This is a genomic window from Massilia norwichensis (genome assembly GCF_024753245.1).
GTDB classification, from domain to species: Bacteria; Pseudomonadota; Gammaproteobacteria; order Burkholderiales; family Burkholderiaceae_D; genus Telluria; species Telluria norwichensis.
Window position 1 is genome coordinate 13,969 of sequence record NZ_JANUGX010000023.1, and the last position, 18,985, is coordinate 32,953.

The window sequence follows — 18,985 nt, forward strand, 5'->3', positions numbered from 1 at the left end:
GCTAAATTAGGACATGCACCCCATGTCCGACACCTGCCGGTCGCTGCTGCAGCAGTCACGCAGCCACGCGCCGCTGTACGGCAACCGGCTGGCGAACCACCTGCCGATGGCGCTGCTGGCGCTCGACCGCCTCGGCGCCGACGATGCCACGCTGCGCCGCTTCGCCGACGGCTACGCGCAGCGCCTGCTGCCGGCGCCGGCCTGCGCCAGCGCGCTCGATCCGCACGATTACCTCGGCAGCAGCGGCGACTATCCGCGCTTCGTGCGCTTTTTCGAGGAGCGCATCCGCGAAGCCGGGGTCGAGGCCGTGCTGCACGATTGGGTGCCGGTCCTGATGCCGGGACTGGCGTCATCGGCCTTCCACGCCATGATCCGCCTGGCGTATGCCATCGAAGGCGGGTTCGAGGACGAGATCGCGCTGGCGCTGGCCTATTGGGCCAGCGAGTACGCCAGTCTGCCGCTGCCCTTGGCGCCCGCCGAGGGCAGTCTCGAACAGATCGCCGGCCGCCTGCGGGCCAGTCTGAGCGGCTACGTGTTCAAACCCGGCATCATCATCGACAAGATGCTCGAGCTCGCCTGGGGGGCAACACTGGCGGGCGCGGCGGTGCAGCCGGCTGCGCCCCCCGCGCTGCGCGACATCGCCCGCTTTGCCTTGCAGGCGTATGTCGAACGCGAAGATTTCACTCTGCTGCACATCGTCACCGGCAGCCACGCCTTCCGCGTCGTGCAAGCCTATGCCGGCGACCGGGCATTGGCGCGCCGTTACCTGTGGCAGGCGGTGTTGACGGCCTGGTTGACCGTGGTGACGTCGCCGGGCAAAAGCCGCTCGCCGCAGCCGGGCGGCGACCTGCTGAACGAGGACGACATCGCCGCCCGCGCGCTGCGCTCGCGCGACGACCACGTCATCAAACTCTGCCATTCCGCGCTGTGCGAATACCGCGAATATGGCGATGCCGGCTATCTGCACATCGCCGTCCGCAAACTGCAGCTTGACGTTTAGAACACACTGCTTGTCGCGCAGATCCAACTGTTACAGTTGGTTGCATATGGTTGAACGGGCACGTCTATAATCAGGCGCATGAGCCCGTCATATGCACGTTCTGGCCGTCCGGCCGTTCTCCCGCGTTGTCTTGTTTCCGCTTTTGCGGCCCTGGTCTTGCTGTCCGCTTGCGGCGGCGGAGGAGGCGGCGGTGGCAGCGCGCCCGCCAGCACGCCGGTTGCCGGCGCGCCTTCGGACCCGGGGACCACGCCCCCGGTTGGCCAGGCCGACCCGATCGTCGCCGATTACAATCGCTACGCGAACCTGTGCGCCAAGCCGCGCACGGGCGTCGATGCGCAGGGCTACCCCTTCCCGGACCGCCAGGGCACGCTGCAGGACGAGATGATTTTCCTGCGCGGTTGGGCTGACAAGAATTATCTCTGGTACAACGAGATCCCGGCCACCGTACGCATGGCCGACTTCACTAATACGCTGGATTATTTCGCGGCGCTGAAGACGCCTGCGACGACCGCCTCCGGCAAGCCGAAGGACCGCTTCCACTTCACTTACACGACAGCCGAGTGGGATGCCATGACGACCTCCGGCGAGGATGTCGGCTACGGCCTGACCTGGTCGCGCAATGCCGCCACCGCACCGCGCACCTGGCTCGCTTCGATCGTCGAGCCGGGCTCGCCGGCCGCGAGGGCCGGCCTGCAGCGCGGCGATATGCTGGTGGCCGTCGATGGCATCGACTTCATCAATACCACCGGCACCGATGGCGTGAATGCGATCAATGCCGGTCTGTTCCCCGACAATGCCGGCGAATCGCACCGCCTGACGATCCAGCGCGCCGGCAACAGGTTCGACGTGACCCTGGTCTCGCAGGTGGTCGCCAGTGCCTCCGTCAAGAACACCAAGGTCATCGACACCCCGACCGGCAAGGTCGGCTACCTGACCTTCGACGACCACAATGCCGTCGCCGAGAAGCAGTTGATCGACGCCTTCAACCTGTTCAAGAGCCAGGGCGTGAACGACCTGGTGCTGGACATGCGCTACAACGGCGGCGGCCTGTTGTACGTCGCCAGCGAACTGGCCTACATGATCGCGGGACCGAGCTCGGCGGGTAAAACCTTCGAGCGCCCGGTCTACAACGACAAGACCGCGCCCGATGGCCCCATCCCGTTCCGCAACACGGCCTATGGTTTCACGTCGCCGAATCCGGCGCCGGCAGGTTCGGCATTGCCTTACCTGGGCCTGAAGCGCGTGACCGTGCTGACCACCGCCGGCACCTGCTCGGCCAGCGAAGCCGTGATCAACGGCCTGCGCGGCGTGGACGTCGAAGTCAACATCATCGGCGGCCAGACCTGCGGCAAGCCCTACGGTTTTACGCCGGTCGACAACTGCGGCACGACCTATTTCTCGATCGAGTTCCAGGGCGTGAACGCGAAAGGCTTCGGCGACTATGCGGACGGCTTCGCCCCGACCTGCACCGTGGCGGACGACCTCAACCACGCACTGGGCGATCCGACCGAGAACCTGCTGGCCACCGCACTGGCCTACCGCAACACGAATGCCTGCCCGGCGTCCGGCACTGCCCGCGCGAGCGCCGCGCAGATGCAACTGGTGCGGCCGCCAATCAAGGAGATTGGGATTTATCCGAAGCGGCAGCATTAAGACGTCATCCCCGCAGCGTTCGTATCGTCATTCCCGCCTTCACGGGAATGACGTTTACGCGTTATCAACCACAGTTCAACGCATTCCACGTCTATAATTTCCGGATAGTATTTTCCAACTCTGCCGGAGCTCATAGATGATTCGTTCTGCGTTACTGCTGGCCATGCTGGCTGCCGTTCCTTTCGCCCACGCCGCCCCCGACCTGGTCACCGTGTCGGAGCGTTCGGGCTTCACGGCCACCGGCCGCTACGACGAAGTCATCAAGCTGTGCAGTGCTTTCCAGCAGGCCTATCCGAAGCAGGTGAAATGCTTCCAGTTCGGCACCACGCCGGAAGGGCGGCCGATGATGGCGCTGGCCGTCACCCGTACCGGCGCCTTCACCGCCGAAGCCGCGCGTAAAAAGAATCTGCCGGTGACCCTGATCCAGGGCGGCATCCACGCCGGCGAGATCGACGGCAAGGACGCCGGCTTCCTGGCCCTGCGCGAGATGCTGGAAAACCGCATCGCCCAAGGTGCGCTCGACAAGCAGGTGCTGATCTTCGTGCCGGTGTTTAACGTCGATGGCCACGAGCGCTTCGCCAAGTGGAACCGCCCGAACCAGCGCGGTCCGGTCGAGATGGGCTGGCGCACCACCGCCCAGAACTTCAATCTGAACCGCGACTATGTCAAAGCCGACGCGCCCGAGATGCAGGCGATGCTGAACCTGGTGAACGCCTGGGATCCGCTGACCTATGTCGACCTGCACGTGACCGACGGCGCCATGTTCCAGCATGACGTCTCGATCCAGGTCGAGCCGGTGTACTCGGGCGACCCGGAATTCCGCAAGGCCGGCCTGGCGCTGCGCAGCAATGTCATCCAGGACATCACGAAGGAAGGCTCCTCGCCGCAGTCCTATTACATGTCCTTCAAGGAAACCGACGATCCGCAATCCGGGTTCGTCGACAGCGTGTCCGATCCGCGCTTCTCGACCGGCTACTTCCAGCTGCGCAACCGCATGGCGATGCTGGTCGAGACCCATTCGTGGAAGGATTATCCGACCCGCGTGCGCATCACCCACAATTCCATCGTCTCGGTGCTGAACCAGGTGGCCGCGCACGGCAAGGAATGGCAGCAGGCGGCTGCCGCGGCCGACGCGCGCGCATTGCGCCTTGCCGGCCAGCCGGTGGCGCTGACCTACAAGACCACCGATAAAACGACGATGGTCGACTTCAACGGCTATGCCTACACCCGCACGATGTCCGACGTGTCCGGCATGCTGATGACGCACTACGACGAGAGCAAGCCGCAGGTCTGGCACGTGCCGCTGCGCGACGAGGTGGTCGAAGACCTGCGGGTGAAGGCGCCCGGTGCCGGCTACGTGGTGCCGGCCGCGTTCGCGCAAATGGTGGCCGCCAAGCTGACCCAGCACGGCATCGGCTTCCGTAAGCTGGACAAGGCGGTGGCGAACGCGCCGGTCGAAACCTTCCGTGCCGACAAGGCGACGTTCTCGTCGAATTCCTTCGAATCGCACCAGCGCCTGACGGTGCAAGGTACCTGGAAACAGGAGCCGCGCGCACTCGCCAAGGGCGCGCTGTTCGTGCCCATCGCCCAGCCCAAGGCGCGCCTGGTGATGGCGATGCTGGAACCGCAGGCGCCGGATTCGCTGCTGGCCTGGGGCGCGTTCAACAACGCCTTCGAGCGCAAGGAATACATGGAAGAGTACGTGGCCGAAGACGTCGCGCGCGAGCAGATGGCCAAGGATCCGGCGCTGGCCGCGGAATTCCGCCGCAAGGTCGAGACCGATGCGGCCTTCGCCAAGAACCCGCATGCGCGCCTGGAGTTCTTCGCGCGCCGCCATGCGTCCTGGGACGAGCGCCTGAACCTGTATCCGGTGATGCGGACCGATAGCGCGCTGTAAGAAAGCAACGCGCGGACTGATCCCGCGCAAAGGCGGTCGATTTCGCTGCAACGGCTGACCGCGCGGCTGCTCTGACTTTGTATGGAAGAGCATAGCCGACAAAGTAGGGATGGGCGGACAGCGGGGCGGCGGTCATGAACCCGCTGGCCAGCTGCGCCATCGTCTGCCGCCGCCAGCCGCCCGAGCAGGTCGAGCGCCTGCTGGCCAGCATCACGACCGGCCGGCCGGGGCTGCTGGTCTACCTGATCGAGCAGGGCCCGCTCGAGACGCTGCGCGCCCTGGCCGCGCGCTTCGGCGCGCATTACCGCCACCAGCGCGAAAATCCCGGCCACGCGCGCACCCACAACCTGGCGCTGCGCGAGGCCATCGCCGCCGGCAGCGTCTATCACTTCATCCTCGACCCCGCCATCCAGATCCCGCTCGACGGCATCGGCAAGCTGCTGGCGTGGATGGAACAGCACCCCGACGTCGGCCTGCTGGCGCCGCGCGTGCATTATCCGGACGGCCGCCTGCAGCCGCTGTGCAGGCTGCTGCCGCATCCGCTGGAACTGCTGGTGCGGCGCTTCTTTCCGCTGCTGCACCGATCCAGCGGCCGGCTGGCGCGCTATGAGCTGCATGGCAGCGGCTATACCCGTGTGATGGACGTGCCGGCGCTGTCCGGCTGTTTTCTGCTGATGCGGGTCGAGACCGTGCAGCGCGCCGGCCTGTTCGACGAGCGCTTCTTTCACTATTTCGAGGATGTCGATCTGTCGCGGCGGGTCGGCCGCATCGCGCGCACGGTGTTCGTGCCGCATGTGGCGGTGGTGCACGACGGTGGCAGGGGTTCGTACCGCGACTGGCGGACGCTGGGACAGCGCCTGGTGTCGGGCGCGCGCTACTTCAACAAATGGGGCTGGCTGCGCGACCCCGAACGCGCCCGGGTGAATGCCCGGGCGCTAAGGGCAGCGGATCAGCAGTTCTGCAGCGGACGGCGGGCGTACCAGCCGAAGGCCAGGATCAGCAGGTAGCAGATGGCCGGCACGATCAGCGCCATGCGCAGGCTGGACATGTCGGCCGCGAAACCGGTGATCAGCGGCACGATGGCGCCGCCGACGATGGCCATGCAGATCACGCCCGAACCTTCGGCGGCGCGCTCGCCCAGGCCTTCCGAGGCCAGCGTGAAGATGGTCGGGAACATGATCGAATTGACCAGGCCGATGGCCAGCAGCGACCAGCCGGACACGGCGCCGGTGCTGTTGGCGGACACCAGCAGCAGCAGGGCGGCCAGGCCGCCAGCCGTGGCCAGCACCTTGCCCGGTGAGCAGATGCGCAGCACAAAAGCGCCCACGAAGCGGCCGACCATCGCGCCGCCCCAGTACAGTCCGATATGCTCGCCGGCCGCTTTCATTTCCAGGCCCAGCACGTCGACCTGCATCAGGTAGTTGGTGATCAGCGAGCCGACCGCCACCTCGGCGCCGACGTACAGGAAGATGCACAGTGCGCCGAAGGCAAAGCGTGGGCGCTGCAGCAGGTTGAAGGCTTTGAAGATGTTGCCTTGCGGGCTAGTGTGCTCGACCAGTTTCTTGCGGTTGATCCAGACCATCACGGCGACGATGGCCAGTGCGATCGCCAGCCCGATGTAGGTGTGGACCACGACCTGGCTTTCTGCCGCGCGGTAGGCGGCCAGCTGTACCGCGTCCAGCGTGGCCTGGTCCACCTGGGCCAGCGAACCCAGGATCAGGATCGCGCCGACGTAGGGGAAGACGGTGGTGCCGAGCGAGTTGAAGGCCTGGGCGAAGGTCAGGCGGCTGCTGGCCGTCTGCGGCGCACCCAGCATCGAGATCAGCGGATTGGCCACCACCTGCACGATGGTGATGCCGGCCGCCAGCACGAACAGGGCCAGCAGGAAGGCGCCGAACAGGCTCGACGATGCAGCCGGGATGAACAGCAGGCAGCCGGCGGTCATGGTCAGCAGGCCGACCACGGCGGTGCGCATGTAGCCGATACGGCGCACGATGGCGGCCGCCGGCAGCGAGACGATGAAATAGGCGGCAAAGAAGGCCGACTGCACCAGCATGGCCTGGGCATAGCTGAGCGTGAAGAGTTCCTTCAGCTTGGGGATGATGACGTCGTTCAGGCTGGTGATGCCGCCGAAGATGAAGAACAGGGCGAACACGAAGACGCGCAGGCTGGCGACGTTGTGATTCACAGGGGCGTCGCTTTGCGCAGCGCCGGCAGGATGGCCGATTTGCATAAGAATAATCCAGGGTGGGTTGATGCGGCAGGTAGGAATATTACATGGCTTTGGCTTGAAAACATGCGTAGAGGTATGAAAGCGACATGTTTCATTGGTATAAATGCCGTACTAGTCTGATCGCCCGACCACCGGGAACGCCATCCCAGCCACAGCGCCCATCCTTGATGAACACATTCGACCGCCACCCCGTCAAAGCTATCCTGTTCGACGTCTACGGCACGCTCGCCGAGATCGGCGACAAGCGCGCCCCGTTCCGCCGGCTGTTGCAGATCGGCGCCCGCCAGGGCCGCCAGCCCGGCAGCGACGACGCGCGTACCTTGATGGCGCAGCCGCTCGGCTTGCAGGATGCGGCGGCGCTGTTGGGCATCCGCCTGAGCGAGGCCGAGCACGCGCAGCTCGCTGCCGATTTAAATGCCGAGATCGCCTCCATCGCGCCCTTCGCGGACACGCTGCCGACGCTGCAGGCCTTGCACGGCCGCGGCTACAAACTGGGTCTGTGTTCGAATCTGGCGCTGGACTACGCGGCGCCGATCATGGCCGCGCTGCCGCTCGCGCTGGATGCCTATACCTGGAGTTTCGAGGCGGCGGCGATCAAGCCGGATCCCGCGATCTATGCGCAGGCATGCCGACAGCTGGGCTGTGCGCCCGCTGAGGTGCTGATGGTCGGCGACACGGTCGACGCCGATGTCGAAGGGCCGCGTGGGTTCGGGATGCAGGCGCTGTTATTGGACCGCAAGGGACGCTCGCGCAGGGAGGATGCCTTGTCTTCCCTGTTCGCGCTGTGCGATCTGCTGTAGCGGCCTTTAGGGCGTTCCCAGCAAGATTGTCCTGATCTTGCCGTCCGCCCCCGGCAGCAACTGGTACAGCCGGTCGAACTCATCGTCCGCAATATCGGTGCCCGGCGCGCCGCCGAACAGCGTCACCAGCTCCGGCAGCGTATTCGAATGCCCGACCACCACTACCGCGCCGCTCAGCTTGCGTACCTGTTCGACCAGCGCGCGAGGCGCCAGCGGATCGTAAAGCTGCACCGTCAAACCGGTCTGCTGGGCCAGCGGCGCCGCCGTCTGCCGGGTGCGCGCCGTCCTGGTGCTGAAGATGGCCGTGATGCCGGCGCGGTGCAGGATCGCGGCGACGTGGCGCGCGCGCTCATGCCCGCGCGGCGTCAGGTCCGGATCCTGGCCGGCCAGCTTTTCGCCGTGACGCACCAGAAAGATGGCGGAAGGTTCCGCCGCCGCCAGGCCCGGCAGCAGGGAGACGGCGGCCAGTGCGGCGCACAGCAGTCGGCGGAACGTGCTCATCGGATGCTTCCTTTAGAGAGGCTGCAGCGGAATGGTGCCCGGCAGGGTCGACGGCGTCGAGCACGGTTCTTCGTCGAAGGCGATGTCGCCGTTCGGGTTGGCGATGCCGTCCGTTTTCAGGTCGACGAAGCCGAACATGTCGCGGTCCATCAGGTGCGACGGCACCACCGTGGAGAGCGACGAGAAGATGTTCTCGACGCGGCCCGGGTGCTTCTTTTCCCAGTCGCGCAGCATGGCCTTGATCTGCTTGCGCTGCAGGTTTTCCTGGGAGCCGCACAGGTCGCAAGGGATGATCGGGAAACCCTTCACTTCGGCATAGCGCTCGGTGTCGGCTTCCTTCACATAAGCCAGCGGACGGATCACCATGTGCTTGCCGTCGTCCGAGACCAGCTTGGCCGGCATGCCCTTGATCTTCGCGCCGAAGAACATGTTCAGGAAGAAGGTCTCGAGGATGTCGTCGCGGTGGTGGCCGAGGGCGATCTTGTTGCAGCCCAGCTCGTCCGCCACGCGGTACAGGATGCCGCGCCGCAGGCGCGAGCACAGCGAGCAGGTCGTTTTGCCTTCCGGGATCAGGCGCTTGACGATGCTGTAGGTGTCCTGGTTCTCGATGTGGTACGGCACGCCCAGCTTGTCCAGGTAGGCCGGCAGCACCTCGGCCGGGAAGTTGGGCTGCTTCTGGTCGAGGTTGACGGCCACCAGTTCGAACTTGATCGGCGCGCGCTCGCGCAGGGTCATCAGGATGTCGAGCAGGGCATAGCTGTCCTTGCCGCCGGACAGGCAGACCATCACCTTGTCGCCATCCTCGATCATGTTGAAATCGCCGATCGCCTGGCCGACCAGGCGGCACAGGCGCTTGTGCAGCTTGTTGTTCTCGTATGCGACTTTCTCGGCCTGTTTGTCAGCCACTTCTAAAACTTCACTCATGCTTGATCCTTGATCTGGAATACTTCGACGCCGACGCCTTCGCAGTCGGGGTACACGTCCGGTTTCATCGTCGACACGCTGGCGGCGCGCACGCGCGGGTGGGCCAGCATGGCTTTCACGACGTCGTCGCACAGGGTTTCCTGCAGGTGCACATGGCCCTGGGCGATGCGCTTGGCGATGGTTTCGCGCATGAAGTCGTAGTCGACCACTTCGTGCAGCTGGTCGTCCTTCGGGGTCGACATCGCCAGCGGGACGAACAGCTCGACATTGATCAGGACGCGTTGCTCGCCCTTCTTCTCGAAGTCGTGCACGCCGATGTTGATCATGACTTCGTAATTGCGCAGGAACAGCCGGCGGCAATCGCGCAGCTGCGGGTGGGACAGGGCGGACAACATAGAAACCTTTTATTTAGTTAAAAACATCACGTCGCGCTCGAGCGGCACCAGGTGCTGGCCGCCGTCGACGAGCAGGGTGGTGCCGGTCAGGGCGCGTGCATTCGCCGCATAGCAGACGGCCTCGACGATGTCCTGCGGGGTGGACGAGCGCCCCAGCGGCGTGACGGTATGGGCCTGCTGGAAGCCGTCTTCGGTCTGGTCGCCGGACACCATCGTGATGCCGGGTGCGACGCCGACCACGCGCAGCTTCGGCGCCAGGGCCTGGGCCAGCAGCGTCGTCGCCGTGTGCAGTGCCGATTTGGACAGCGTGTACGACAAAAAATCCGGGTTGAGATTGTACAGTTTCTGGTCGAGCAGGTTGACCACCACGGCCTGGCCGCCTTCCGCGACCTGCGCATGCAGGGCCGAGGCCAGCAGCAGCGGCGCGGTCACGTTGCACTGCATGTGGGCCGCCAGCAGGGCCGGCGAAAAGGCGGCCGGCTTGTCGTATTCGAACAACGAAGCGTTGTTGACGATGCAATCCAGGGCACCGAGCAGATGCACGACCTGGCGCGGCAGGGTACGCACGGCGTGTTCGTTCGTCAGGTCGGCCTGCAGCGCCACGGCGCGCCGGCCGAGTTCCCGGATCGCGTGCACGACTTCCATCGCCTCGGCTTCCGAGGCGCGGTAGTGGACGGCGATGTCCCAGCCGGCTTTTGCCATGCCGAGGGCGATTTCGCGGCCGATGCGGCGCCCGGCGCCGGTCACCAGCGCCACGCGGGCGCGCCCGGCGTGCGGGGGGAGGTCCTTGGAAGCGGTGTCTGTCATGTTCTGCCTGATATGTCCTACAATGGCCGGATGTCCCTACCCGCACCGAATAGCGACGCGCTGGCCGCGTCCCAGGCTTTGCAGCGCCTGATTGCTGCCGAGATCGCCGAACAAGGCGGCGCCATCCCGTTTTCGCGTTTCATGGAACTCGCGCTGTACGCGCCCAACCTGGGTTATTACAGCGGCGGTGCGGCCAAGCTGGGCAGGGACGGCGACTTTACCACCGCGCCCGAGATCAGCCCGCTGTTCGGCGCCACGCTGGCGCGGGCAAGCGCCGCTATTATGGCCCAAAGTGGCCCCAACATTATCGAATTCGGCGCCGGCACCGGCAAGCTGGCACGCGACGTGCTGAGCGCGCTGGATGAACTCGGCGTCAGGGTCGACAGCTATACCATCATCGAACTGTCGGGCGAACTGCGCGCGCGCCAGCAGGAGGCACTGAAGGATTTCCCCCAGGTGCGCTGGCTGAACGGTTTCCCGGACGCTTTTCACGGCGTGGTGCTGGCCAACGAGGTGCTGGATGCCATGCCGGTCGAGCTGGTCATGAAGGAGGGCGATAGCTGGAGCCGCCAGTACGTCACGGTGCAGGCAGGCGCGTTTACCCTGATTCCGGGCCAGGCCGATGCCACCCTGCTGGAGCAGATCGCGCGCCAGATCCCGGATCACGACAAGCTGCAGGACGGCTACCTGACCGAGATCCACCCGGTGGCCTGCGGCTTCATGCGTTCGCTGGCGCAGATGTTCGAGAACGGGAAGGGCGCCGCGCTGCTGTTCGACTACGGCTTCCCGGCCCACGAATACTATTTCGACGAGCGCACCGGCGGCACCCTGATGTGCCACTACCGCCACCACGCGCACCCGGACCCCTTTTATCTGCCCGGCCTGCAGGACATCACCGCCCACGTCGACTTCACCGCCATGGCGCTGGCCGCGCAGGATGCCGGCCTGGATGTGCTCGGCTACATGAACCAGGCTTCCTTCCTGCTGGCGGCCGGAATCGGCGAACTGCTGCTGCGCACCGACCCCGAAGATGCGCTGCGCTACCTGCCGCAATCAAAGGCAGTGCAGAAACTGGTATCGCCGGCCGAGATGGGGGAACTCTTCAAGGTCCTGCTGGTCGGGAAAGATGTGGCGCTTGACCCTGCAATTGTGCGTGCGGACCGTAGCCACCGGCTTTAAAATCTGACAACTTGCGCGCCGGATATAAACCCGGCTATGCTGTACCGTCACTATGCTCCGACTTTATGGCCAAAATCCACACACACTATGACAATCTGAAGGTGTCGCGCCACGCGCCTCAGGAAGTCATTCGTGCGGCCTACAAGGCGCTGAGCCAGAAATACCATCCCGACAAGAATCCGGGCGACGAACGTGCCGCCCGCATCATGGCGATCGTCAATACCGCCTACAACATCCTGTCCGACCCCATCCGCCGCAAGGAGCACGACGACTGGATCGCGTCGGAAGAATGGGAAGTGGAGTGGCTGGAAAGCTCCCACGGCGATGAAGGCCGCCCGCGCCCGCATGGCGACCCGCAGTGGGAACCGCGCCAGGTCGAGGCGCCGGCGCGCTGGCGCTTCCTGCTGGCGCCGCGCTGGTGGGGCGGGATGCTGGCCTTTTTTGCCGGCGGCGTGGTGCTGACCATCCTGCTGGTCGATCCGCCGAAAGTGCTGCCCTCGGCCCTGGCCTGGGCCGGCAAGCCGCCTGCGGTGACGCCCCCGAATTCCCCGCCCGATCCGCTCGGCGCCGACACCAGCAATGACGGCTGGGCCCGCCCCGCGGGCCAGTCCGATGCGCCGCCCGACATCAAGGCCCTCGGCACGACCCAGCTGGTGGTGCCGGCGCGCGCCCCCGACTGCGATACCGATCTGCAGAGCCAGGTCTCGCCGAACGGCGATCCGTGGCCGGCCCAGTCCGGCTACATCGACAGCTTCCCGGTCGGTAACCAGGGCGAGGAAATGCAGATCCTCATCGACAACAGCAACAATCCCTCGCCGGTGCTGGTCAAGGTCTACGACATGGACCGCCGCTCGAATGTGCGCCATGCCTACGTGCTGGGACGCGCCAAGTTCCTGGTCGACAAGCTCTCGGCCGGCAAGTACGAGGTGCGCTACCAGAACATCCTGGTCGGCGGTTCGCGCAGCGAATGCGTGAATGGCCGCCGTTCTACCGGCCTGCGCCAGGCGGCCGCCCGCTGATCCCCGCCGCTGCCGGCGGCAGCAAAGTGTGGTTTTCTGAGACAGTTCCTGCCGCTGCTCTGCGGTGAGTAAGTATTTTGTTCCCTGGACGTAATATACTCGGGCAGCCGCGGGCCCATGCAGCCTGCAGCCCAGCCCAACGCAGGCAAATCGGAAAAACCGGGATATGAACGAATTAGACGGGCTCAACGCCCTGATCATCGAGCCGCATGCCGGGATGCGGGCGACGATCCATAACATGTTGACCATGTGCGGCCTGAGCAAGGTCGATCATGCCGGCAGTTCCAATCAGGCCGTCAAGCATCTCGGCCTCAAGCATTACGACCTGGTGCTGTGCGAATACGCGCTCGAAGGCGGCCAGGACGGCCAGCAACTGCTCGAAGACGTGCGCCACCACAAGCTGATGCCGCTGTCGACCATGTTCTTCATGGTGACGGCCGAGGGCGATTACGGCAAGGTCGTCAGCGCCGCCGAGCTCGGTCCCACCGACTACATCCTGAAACCCTTCACCGCCGACCGCCTGCTCGAGCGCATCGCCCGTGCGCTGGACAAGCGCAATGTGTTCCTGCCGGTGTACGAACTGATGGAGTCCGGCAACCAGCGCGAAGCCATCGACCTCTGCATCGAGGGCGAGGAAAAGCATCCGCGCCATGCGATCGACTTCCTGCGCCTGCGCGCCGAACTGCACATGTTCCTCGGCGAGCCGGAACTGGCCGAGCCGATCTACCGGCGCCTGATCGACGCCAAGGCGATTGCCTGGGCGCGACTGGGCCTGGCCAAGACCCTGTTCCTGCGCGAGCGCTTCCACGAGGCGCAGGACCTGCTCGAAGACCTGGTCGACACCAACAAGAACTTCGTCGATGCCTACGACTGGCTGGCCCGCACCCATGAGGCGGTCGGCGCGCTGGAGCAGGCGCAGGCGGTGCTGGGCGATGCCGTGGCCGTCTCGCCGCATGCGGTGCGGCGCCTGCGCAAGCTGGGCGAGACCGCGCTCGAAGCCGGCGACCACGACACCGCGGAAAAAGTGCTGAAGCAGGTCGTCAGCAAGGCCAAATACTCGGAATTCAAGGACCCGCAAGACCACGTGCGCCTGGTGCAGACCCTGGTGCGCAAGGGCGACCCGGTGCAGGCGGCGGCCGTGATCCGCGACCTCGACAAGTCGATGGCCTACCAGAAGGGGGCGGCGCTGTGCAGCGCGATCGCCTCCAGCATGGTGCATGAATACACCGGCAACGAGGCGCGCCTGAACGAATCGCTGATCGCGGCGCTGGCGGCCAGCAAGGATGCGCCGGCGCTGGCGCCCGACCTCAAGCTGGAACTGGCGCGGGTGGCGATCGAAAACAACATGGAAGAGGGCGCGGCCGAAGTGATGCGCGAAGTGATGCGCAATGCCAAGGACGGCGCCGCGATCGGCCGCGCGATGGCGGTGTTCGAGAAGACCGGCCATGGCGACCTGGCCCAGCAACTGGCCAGGGAAAGCCGCCAGCAGGTGGTCGACCTGGTCGCCGGCGGCGCCGCCAAAGCCAGGGAAGGCGACTTCAAGGGGGCGGTGGCGCTGATGCAGGAAGCAGTCGCCAAGCTGCCCGACAACCCGCAGGTGGTGTTCAACGCCGCCCTGGCGGTCCTGAAATGCCTCGACAACAACGGCTGGGAAGAGCGCCTGGGCCAGCAGGCGATCGTGTATATCGCCGCCGTGCGCCGCCTCGACCCGGTCAACCCCAAACTGCCGGCGCTGGCCGGCCTGCACCAGCAGGTGCTGAAGAAATACAACAAGGCACCGCGACGGAAATGAAAGCAGGTTCCCTTCCACCATTGGCACCGGACGAGATTCCAGACGGGCGCCGGGTCCGTGCCGCGCTGCTGAACAAGGTCTGCGGCGACGAAGACATGTTCGCGCTCGGCAGCTCGGTCGCGCGCGTGGTGCAGATGGCCTCGTCGGACGACGAGGGCACCCATGCGCTGGCCTATTACGTGCTGTCCGACGTCGCGCTCACCCAGCGCATCCTGCGCCTGGCGAATACCGTCAAATACCGCACCGCCAACGGCACCGCCGTCACCACGATCTCGCGCGCCATCTCCCTGCTCGGCTTCGACAACGTCAAGACCACTGCGCTGGCGATGCTGCTGGTGGACGCGCTGGCCAGCAGCGAGCACGCCTGGAGCGTGCGGATCGAGCTGGAAGCCTCGCTGTGCGCCAGCCTGGTCGGCCGCGAGATGGCGCGCCACAGCTTTTACCAGGGGGCGGAGGAAGCCTCGATAGGCGCGCTGTTCAAGAACCTGGGCCCGCTGCTGGTGGCATCCCACGCGCATGAACGCTACCGCGAGATCGGCGCCCTGGTTGCCTCCGGCAAGCACAAGCTCGGCCAGGCGGCGCAGATGATCCTCGGCTGCAGCTACGATGCCTTGTCGGAGGCGGTGCTGGGCGAATGGAAGATCCCGGACGTGATCATGCGGGCCCAGCGTCCATTGGCGGATGGCGCGCTGAAGGTGGCCGTCAACCGCGGCGAATGGATGCGCCAGGTGGCATCCTTCAGCCTCGACGTGGCGCGCCTGCTGGCCAGACCCGGCGACCCGGCCGGCAGCCAGGAAGCGCAAGCCCTGCTGGCGCGCTACGGCCATGCGCTGAACATCGACGGCCAGCAGCTCGACGAACTGTTCGGCGCGGTGGCGCGCGAGATGAGCGGCCTGCTGCAGAGCATGAATCTGGAGCCGGCGCCGCGTCCGCCCGAAGGCGAGAGCGACGGCCTGCCCAACGTGCTGTTGCTGGCGACCCTGGGCGCGGGCGAAGAAGAGCAGGGCAGCTACCCCAGCGGCAAGCCGAAGAACGCGCGCGAACTGTTGCTGGCGGGGGTGCAGGACGTGACGCAAATGCGCGCGTCGGGCACGCACAAGGTCAACGATGTGGTGCTGGCCGTGCTGGAGACGCTCTATACGGCGATGGGCTTCCGTTTCGCCACCGTGGTGCTGAAGGACGTGCGCAGCGGCCAGTACCGCGCCCGCGTGTCCTTCGGCGCCGACAAGGCGGCGACCCAGGCCGGGTTTGCCTTTCCGGCGGCCGGCGCAAGCGCAGCGGCGAACCGCGACCTGTTCTTCCTGGCGATGGCGAACAATGCCGACCTGATGATCTCGGATGCGTCCAGCCCGAAGATCCGCGACCTGCTGCCGTCCTGGCACCGCCAGCTGCTGCCGGATGCGAAGAGCTTCATCGTGCTGCCGCTGGTGGTCGGCCAGGCCCAGCTCGGCCTGTTCTATGCCGACCGCACCCAGACCGCACCGGAAGGCGTGCCGCCGGACGAGACTTCGCTGATCAAGGCGCTCAAGGGCCAGGTACTGGCTGCGCTTGCGCCCTGACGAACTCGCCGAACTCGCGCGCCGGCATCGGCCGGCCGAACAGGTAGCCCTGGGCTTCGTCGCTGCGCTTGTCGCGCAGGAAGCCCCATTGCGCCTGGGTTTCCACCCCTTCCGCCACCACCGACAAGCCCAGCGAATGCGCCAGCCCGATCGTCGCGCCGACGATCGCGGCGTCGTTCGGATCGTGCTCGATATCCTTCACGAAGCCGCGGTCGATCTTGATGCGGTCGATCGCGAACAGCTTCAGGTAGGCCAGCGAAGAGTAGCCGGTGCCGAAGTCGTCGATCGCCAGCTTGAAGCCGCGCGCGCGCAGCTGGCGCAGTAGGGCGCGGGTGTTTTCCGGGTCGCGCATGGCGGCCGTTTCGGTGATCTCCAGCTCCAGCCGCGAGGGGTCGATCTGGTGCTGGGCCAGCAGTTGATCCAGGCGCGACAGCAGAGCGCCGCCGCCGAACTGGCGTGCCGACAGGTTGACCGCCAGCCGCAAGCCACCGAGTCCCTCGTGCTGCCATTCCGCCAGCAGGGCCATGGCGCGCGCCAGTACCCAGTCGCCGAGCGGCAGGATCAGGCCGGATTCCTCGGCGATCGGGATGAAGCGGCTCGGTTCGATGCTGCCCAGCTCCGGGTCGTGCCAGCGCAGCAGCGCCTCGGCGCCGATCACGCGCCCGGTCTCGAGCGAGACCTGGGCCTGCAGGTGGACCTCGAAGCCGCCGCGCTCGAGCGCCGCCCACATTTTCGTTTCCAGCATCAGGTGCTCGTGGGTGGCGGCGTTCATCGCCGGCGAGAAGAACCGGAAATTGCCGCGGCCGTCGCGCTTGGCGGCGTACATCGCCATGTCGGCATGCCGCACCAGGGTGTCGGCATCCTCGCCGTCGTCCGGGAACAGGGCCACGCCGACGCTGGCGCCGCTGTGCGCGGTGATGCCGTTCAGGTAATACGGCTGCTGCAGCGATTCGACCAGGCGCACCGCCACCGTCGTCACGCTGTCGGGCGTGAGCGGCCCGCCCAGCACGATGATGAATTCGTCGCCACCCAGGCGCGCCAGAGTATCGACGTCGCGCAGCAGGTCCTTCATGCGTGCGCTGGCGCCCACCAGCAGCTGGTCGCCGGCCTGGTGACCGAGCGAATCGTTGATCTTCTTGAAGTGGTCGAGGTCGATGAACAGCACCGCCAGCGCCATCCCCGAACGGCGCGCCAGCGCCAGCTGCTGCTCCAGCCGCATACCGAGCGCGGCGCGGTTTTCCAGGCCGGTGAGCGGGTCGTGGTGGGCCAGGCGATGGATGTGGGCCTGCGAGCGGTGCTGCTCGGTCAGGTCGCGCAGGATGCAGACGTACATCCGTTCGCCGGGCAGCTCGACCAGCGACACCGACAGCGCCAGCGGGAAGGGCTGGCCGCGTGCGTCGATGCCGCTCAGTTCGCGCTCATCGAGGGCGGCGCCGTGCATGCGCCGCAGCAGTTCGGCGCCGTCTTCGCCGGTGGCGCCCGGCACCAGGGTAGTGAAGTCCAGGCCGGGCAGGTGGTTCTGCGGATAGCCGAACAGGGCCGCCGTGGCCGGGTTGCTCGACACCACCACGCCGCCCGCATCGACGGTGAGGATGGCGTCGCCGGCGTTGTCGAGGATGGCCTGCAGGCGCGCCTCGCGGTCGCGCAGGCGTGCGGTGCGGTCAAGCACCTGTGCTTCGATCGCCGCGCGTTCGCCGCTGGTGAGCAGCATCAGCGCACCCAGCAGTGCAGTCAGCAGCAGGCCGGCGGTCAGCACGGTCCAGCTGACCAGGCCGCGCTGCGCTTCCATGTAGGCTGGCGTCGGCGAAAAGCGCAGCGCATAGTTGCGCCCGCCGTAGCTGAGCTTGACGCGGTAGTCGGCGCGGTGGACGGGGCGCAGGATATCGCCCACCAGGGCGCGCGGCTTGCGCTCGGTAACGTCGGCCAGGCTGTAGACGAAGCCGCCGAAGCCGCTGCGCTTGACGGCCTGTTCGACGAAGGTGTGGGTGTCCAGCACCAGGGCCAGCATGCCGACAGGCGGCAGGCCGGGCTCGCCCACTGCGCGGAACAGCACGACGCCGGTGTCGCCGGTGCTGACCAGCTGCAGCGGCGCCGAGGCCAGCGGCTGGCTGCTGCGCAGGGCGCGCCGGGTCACGTCGGCACGCTCGGGTGCGGTCATGAAGTCGATGCCGCGCATGAAGCTGTTGGAGGGCGGCCAGGTGTAGAGCATCGGCAGGTAGAGCGGGCGCTCGCCGGCGCGCCGCATCTTGCGGTCCGGACCTACTTCGCGCAGGCCGGGAAAGGCCGGGTCGATCTCGGCGCGGACCCAGGCTTCGAAGCCGGCGCGCTCGGCATTCGTGACCGGCACCATCCAGTTCAGGCCGATGATGTCGCGGCGCCCGTCCACATAGCCTCTGGCGATCCGCAGGAACTTGTCGCGCGCCATGTATTTTTCTTCGGCGCCGAGGGTGCGCGCGAAGGTGCCGACGAAGCGTTCATGCTCGTTCAATTCGGCCTGCATGCCGTCGGCCACCTGCTGGGCCTTGAGGCGGTAAGGCTGCAGGTGCTGTTCGGTTTCCCATTCGACCGCCTGCTCGTAGATCGCCACCACCGCCGTCGCCGCCAGCATCAGGGGCAGGGCCACCGGCAGGGCGCGGCGGCGCCACAAGGGACGCGGGCGCCCGCAGATGATCCAGACCAGCGGGGCGGCCAGCAGCACGCCGATGGTGTCGCCGGCCCACCAGTTGACCCAGTTGCCCCAGGTTTCGGCGGGCGGGACCAGGCCCAGCCAGTACAGCGCCGACACGCTCATGCTGGCGTTGATCAGGCACATCAGCGGGGCCAGTACCAGGAAGCGGCCGACGTCGCGCGCCGAATCGAGGGCAGGGCGCGCCAGGCGCCGGAACCAGCGTGCGCCCAGCCAGGCCTGCAGCACCGAGCCGAGCGTGGTGACGGCCAGGATCACGGCGCCGGCGGAGGGGGTGGCATCGGGCCCGAGCCAGCTGCCGGGCAGGTGCAGCAGCGCCGCGCCCAGCGCAATCGCGGGCAGGATGCGCCAGCCGGTGGTGACCGCCAGCGCGAAGCCGGCGCCGGCCGGCAGGAAGACTGGGGTGGCGTAGCCGGGCGGGAGGTCGAGCGTGTCGCTGATGAAGCGCATCGCGACATAGATGCCGACAACGAACAGGTTCGCCAACAGCAGCTGTGACCAGTGCCATCGTGCCGTACCGCGCAGTGGAATGCGGACCAT

At 66.5% G+C, this 18,985-nt stretch carries 15 protein-coding genes; 9 read left to right on the forward strand and 6 right to left on the reverse strand.

The annotated features are described in order from the left end of the window. Window positions 1-22: 22 nt before the first annotated feature. The 4 genes from NX782_RS17925 (at window position 23) to NX782_RS17940 (ending at window position 5,557) form a co-directional block, all read left to right on the forward strand. Window positions 23-1,000: a questin oxidase family protein gene (locus NX782_RS17925; protein WP_258846847.1), complete on the forward strand. Its 978-nt coding sequence runs from the start codon at window positions 23-25 to the stop codon at window positions 998-1,000. Window positions 1,001-1,156: 156 nt separating this feature from the next. Then, window positions 1,157-2,653, forward strand: a complete 1,497-nt coding sequence (locus NX782_RS17930) for a S41 family peptidase (protein ID WP_258846848.1) — start codon at window positions 1,157-1,159, stop codon at window positions 2,651-2,653. Between the two features lie 136 nt (window positions 2,654-2,789). Continuing rightward, the gene (locus tag NX782_RS17935) at window positions 2,790-4,550 is read left to right on the forward strand and encodes a M14 family metallopeptidase (RefSeq protein WP_258846849.1); all 1,761 of its coding nucleotides are present in this window, start codon (window positions 2,790-2,792) and stop codon (window positions 4,548-4,550) included. Window positions 4,551-4,684: 134 nt separating this feature from the next. Then, window positions 4,685-5,557, forward strand: coding sequence for a glycosyltransferase family protein (locus tag NX782_RS17940; RefSeq protein WP_258846850.1), 873 nt, complete (start codon window positions 4,685-4,687; stop codon window positions 5,555-5,557). Here NX782_RS17940 and NX782_RS17945 read toward each other — a convergent pair. Next, window positions 5,500-6,783, reverse strand: a complete 1,284-nt coding sequence (locus NX782_RS17945; protein ID WP_258846851.1) for a sugar MFS transporter — start codon at window positions 6,781-6,783, stop codon at window positions 5,500-5,502. The two genes, NX782_RS17940 and NX782_RS17945, sit on opposite strands and share 58 nt — an antisense overlap. Window positions 6,784-6,950: 167 nt before the next feature. Between NX782_RS17945 and NX782_RS17950 the strand changes: the two genes are divergently transcribed. Further along, the gene (locus NX782_RS17950; RefSeq protein ID WP_258846852.1) at window positions 6,951-7,583 is read left to right on the forward strand and encodes an HAD family hydrolase; all 633 of its coding nucleotides are present in this window, start codon (window positions 6,951-6,953) and stop codon (window positions 7,581-7,583) included. Window positions 7,584-7,589: 6 nt separating this feature from the next. Here NX782_RS17950 and NX782_RS17955 read toward each other — a convergent pair whose 3' ends face one another. From NX782_RS17955 to NX782_RS17970, 4 genes are read right to left on the reverse strand one after another with little or no spacing between them, the layout of a single operon-like run. After that, a complete protein-coding gene (locus NX782_RS17955; protein ID WP_258846853.1) occupies window positions 7,590-8,084 on the reverse strand; it encodes a SixA phosphatase family protein in 495 nt (164 codons plus the stop codon). Window positions 8,085-8,096: 12 nt separating this feature from the next. After that, entirely contained in the window at window positions 8,097-9,008 is a 912-nt protein-coding gene (ttcA, locus tag NX782_RS17960; protein WP_258846854.1) for a tRNA 2-thiocytidine(32) synthetase TtcA, read from the reverse strand. Continuing rightward, window positions 9,005-9,403: a dihydroneopterin aldolase gene (locus tag NX782_RS17965; protein ID WP_258846855.1), complete on the reverse strand. Its 399-nt coding sequence runs from the start codon at window positions 9,401-9,403 to the stop codon at window positions 9,005-9,007. The genes ttcA and NX782_RS17965 overlap by 4 nt, the downstream gene beginning before the upstream one ends. Before the next feature lie 9 nt (window positions 9,404-9,412). Then, window positions 9,413-10,210: an SDR family oxidoreductase gene (locus NX782_RS17970; protein ID WP_258846856.1), complete on the reverse strand. Its 798-nt coding sequence runs from the start codon at window positions 10,208-10,210 to the stop codon at window positions 9,413-9,415. 30 nt (window positions 10,211-10,240) lie between these two features. On the opposite strand from NX782_RS17970, the gene NX782_RS17975 reads away from it, so the two are divergent. The 4 genes from NX782_RS17975 (at window position 10,241) to NX782_RS17990 (ending at window position 15,759) form a co-directional block, all read left to right on the forward strand. Beyond that, on the forward strand, window positions 10,241-11,389 hold the full coding sequence (locus NX782_RS17975; protein WP_258846857.1) for a class I SAM-dependent methyltransferase: 1,149 nt from the start codon (window positions 10,241-10,243) through the stop codon (window positions 11,387-11,389). Between the two features lie 65 nt (window positions 11,390-11,454). Next, entirely contained in the window at window positions 11,455-12,408 is a 954-nt protein-coding gene (locus NX782_RS17980; protein ID WP_258846858.1) for a J domain-containing protein, read from the forward strand. A gap of 166 nt (window positions 12,409-12,574) precedes the next feature. Then, on the forward strand, window positions 12,575-14,200 hold the full coding sequence (locus NX782_RS17985; RefSeq protein ID WP_258846859.1) for a tetratricopeptide repeat-containing response regulator: 1,626 nt from the start codon (window positions 12,575-12,577) through the stop codon (window positions 14,198-14,200). Further along, complete coding sequence (locus NX782_RS17990; protein ID WP_258846860.1) at window positions 14,197-15,759, forward strand: HDOD domain-containing protein; 1,563 nt, start codon at window positions 14,197-14,199, stop codon at window positions 15,757-15,759. The genes NX782_RS17985 and NX782_RS17990 overlap by 4 nt, the downstream gene beginning before the upstream one ends. Here the strand turns inward: NX782_RS17990 and NX782_RS17995 are convergent. Next, window positions 15,725-18,985, reverse strand: a complete 3,261-nt coding sequence (locus tag NX782_RS17995; RefSeq protein ID WP_258846861.1) for an EAL domain-containing protein — start codon at window positions 18,983-18,985, stop codon at window positions 15,725-15,727. The two genes, NX782_RS17990 and NX782_RS17995, sit on opposite strands and share 35 nt — an antisense overlap.